The 3,148-nt window shown below is 62.1% G+C and carries 3 protein-coding genes; all 3 read left to right on the top strand.

Annotated features, from left to right (window positions below; all coding sequences use genetic code 11):
- On the top strand, window positions 1-767 hold a 767-nt coding region (locus FHT71_RS31035; RefSeq protein ID WP_183723280.1), incomplete at its 5' end, for an ABC transporter permease.
- The gene (locus FHT71_RS31030) at window positions 764-1,591 is read left to right on the top strand and encodes an ABC transporter permease (RefSeq protein WP_007800106.1); all 828 of its coding nucleotides are present in this window, start codon (window positions 764-766) and stop codon (window positions 1,589-1,591) included. The genes FHT71_RS31035 and FHT71_RS31030, both read left to right, overlap by 4 nt.
- A partial coding sequence (locus FHT71_RS31025) for an ABC transporter ATP-binding protein (protein ID WP_183723278.1) occupies window positions 1,584-3,148 on the top strand: 1,565 nt, incomplete at its 3' end. The genes FHT71_RS31030 and FHT71_RS31025, both read left to right, overlap by 8 nt.

The following is a 3,148-nucleotide window of genomic DNA, read 5'->3' as shown; positions in this document are numbered from 1 at the left end:
TAACGACGCGCTACGTCGAGTGGCTCGGCAACGCCGTCCAAGGTGACTTCGGCACGTCCTGGGCCAGCAAGAATTCGGTGAGCGAGCAGATCGGCAAGCGCCTCGGCAATTCGCTCTTCCTGGCGGGGTTCGCAGCGGTCATTTCCGTGCCGCTCGCCGTTGGCCTCGGCATGCTGTCGGTGCACTTTCGCAATCGCCTGCCGGATAAGATCATCAACGTGATCTCGCTTGCGGCGATCTCGCTGCCGGAATTCTTCATCGGCTACCTGCTGATCCTCTTCTTCGCCGTGAAGTTCGGCATCGCCACCTTTCCGGCCACCGTCTACGACAGCATGGGCTTCGTCGAGCGATTGAAGGCGATTGCGCTGCCGACGGCGACCCTGGTGCTCGTCGTTCTCGCGCACATGATGCGCATGACGCGGGCGGCGATCCTCTCCGTCATGTCGTCGGCCTATATGGAGACGGCGGAGCTGAAAGGCCTCGGCGCCTTCCGCTCGATCGTCAAGCACGCCGCTCCCAATGCGCTCGCGCCGATCATCAATGTCGTCGCATTGAACCTTGCCTATCTCGTGGTCGGCGTCGTCGTTGTCGAAGTCGTCTTCGTCTATCCCGGCATGGGGCAATACATGGTCGATGCGGTCACCGTGCGCGACATGCCCGTCGTGCAGGCCTGCGGCCTGATCTTTGCGGCTGTCTACATCTTCCTCAACATGACGGCCGATATCCTCGCGATCATCGCCAACCCCCGACTGAGGCATCCGCGATGAGATTGCGAGACATCCCCATCACCGCCTGGATCGGCATCAGCGGTATCGCGATCGCCTTCATCTTTGCGGCTTTCGCGCCCTGGATCGCCCCCTATGGCGAGACCCAGGTCGTCGGCGACGTCTGGCAGCTGCCCGATGATCAATATGTCTTCGGCCTCGACAATCTCGGCCGCGACATCCTTTCGCGCCTCATTTACGGCGCGCGCACGACGCTGCTCGTCTCGTCGGCCGCCACCATCATCTCCTTTTCGCTCGGCGTCATCTTGAGCTTCACCGCCGCCGTTTCGCGCGGCCTTATCGATACGATCTTTTCGCGCTTCAACGATCTGATGATGTCGATCCCAACGCTGATCTTCGCGCTCGTGGTTCTGGCCGTCCTGCCGCAGAACATCATCGTCCTGATCCTCGTCATGGCGATCCTCGATTCCACCCGCGTCTACCGTCTCGGCCGTGCCGTGGCGCTCGACGTCGCGGTGATGGAATTCGTCGAGGCGGCCAAACTGCGCGGTGAAGGCAAGCTCTGGATCATCTTCCGCGAAATCCTGCCGAACACCCTGTCGCCGCTGCTTGCCGAGTTCGGCCTGCGCTTCGCCTTCTCGATCCTGTTCCTGTCAACACTTTCCTTCCTCGGCCTCGGCATTCAGCCGCCTGCGGCCGATTGGGGCGGCATGGTCAAGGACAACAAGGACGGTATTATCTTCGGCATTTCTGCAGCGCTTGTGCCAGGCACGGCGATCGCCGTGCTGGCTGTCTGCGTCAACCTCGTTGTCGACTGGCTCCTGAAACGCACATCCAGCCTCAAGGGAGGGCGCGGCGATGCCTGAGCTTCTTTCCGTCCGCAATCTGAAGATCGAAGCGACCAGCTACCCGCCGGGCGAACCGCCAAGGCGGGTGACGATCGTCGACGACGTTTCCTTCGATCTCCTAAAGGGCAAGGTCCTCGGCCTGATCGGGGAATCGGGCGCCGGCAAGTCGACGATCGGTCTCTCCGCCCTCGCCTATGGCCGGGGCGGCGCAGAAATCACCGGCGGCGAGGTGCGGCTCGACGGCACCGATATCCTGGCGCTCGGCAAGAACGGCATCCGAAAAATTCGCGGCGCGCGAGTCTGCTACGTCGCGCAATCAGCGGCTGCCGCCTTCAATCCGGCCCACAGGCTCGGCGATCAGGTGATTGAAGCTTCGATCAAGCATGGTCTGATGACCAGGCAGGAGGCGCGCAAGCGTGCGCTTTATCTGTTCCGCGTCTTGGGTCTGCCCAATCCGGAGACCTTCGGCGATCGCTTTGCCCACCAAGTCTCCGGCGGCCAGCTGCAGCGCGCGATGACGGCGATGGCGCTCTGCTCCAACCCCGAACTCATTGTCTTCGACGAGCCGACCACGGCTCTTGACGTCACCACGCAGATCGACGTTTTGGCGGCGATCAAGCACGCCATCGAGGAAACGCACACCGCCGCCCTCTATATCACCCACGATCTTGCGGTCGTCGCCCAGATCTCGGACGACATCATGGTCCTGCGCCATGGCAAGCAGGTGGAGTATGGCAGCGTCCAGCAGATCATTGAGACGCCGCAGCAAGACTATACCCGTGCCCTCGTCAACGTCAGGCAAGCCTACCGTGAGGAAGCCGCCGATCAGTCCATCGGGCTTCTCAAGGTGGAGAATGTGAGCGCCGAATATTCCAACGGCTTCAAGGTGCTCCACGATGTTTCTCTGCATGTGCCGAAAGGGCAGACGCTTGCCGTCGTCGGCGAATCCGGTTCGGGCAAATCGACCCTGGCGCGCGTCATTACCGGCCTCCTGCCCCCGAGCAGCGGACGTATCGTCTTTGATGGAAAGCCGCTTGCGCTCCGCCTCAAGAGCCGGCCGAACGACGACTTGAGGCGCATACAGCTGATCTACCAGATGGCGGATACGGCGATGAACCCGCGCCAGACGGTCCGCGACATCATCGGCCGCCCGCTGACCTTCTACTATGGTCTGAGAGGGGGCGAAAAGACCGCCCGGGTAAACGAACTGCTCGACCAGATCGAAATGGGCAAGGGTTTCATCGACCGTTACCCGGCCGAGCTGTCAGGCGGCCAGAAACAGCGCGTAGCGATCGCAAGAGCACTTGCCGCCAGGCCCGAACTCATCCTTTGCGACGAGCCGACCTCGGCGCTCGATCCTCTGGTGGCCGAGGGCATCCTCAAGCTGCTCTTGCGCCTGCAGGAAGAAGAGCAGCTCTCCTATGTCTTCATCACCCACGACATCGCGATCGTCCGGGCGATCGCCGACAGCGTGGCGGTGATGCATCGCGGCAAGCTGGTGCGGTTCGGCCCGAAATCGACGGCGCTGTCGCCGCCCTTTGACGACTACACGGATCTGCTCTTGAAATCCGTGCC

Origin of the sequence: Rhizobium sp. BK060 (assembly GCF_014193145.1) — a bacterium.
In the GTDB taxonomy this organism is placed as follows: Bacteria; Pseudomonadota; Alphaproteobacteria; order Rhizobiales; family Rhizobiaceae; genus Rhizobium.
Note: the sequence above shows the minus strand (reverse complement) of the source record. Positions and strands in the feature narration are given on the sequence as shown.

Bases quoted from the DNA above. Each gene is read 5' to 3' on its own strand.
- FHT71_RS31030 (WP_007800106.1), top strand. From the start codon at position 764: ATGAGATTGCGAGACATCCCCATCACCGCCTGGATCGGCATCAGCGGT.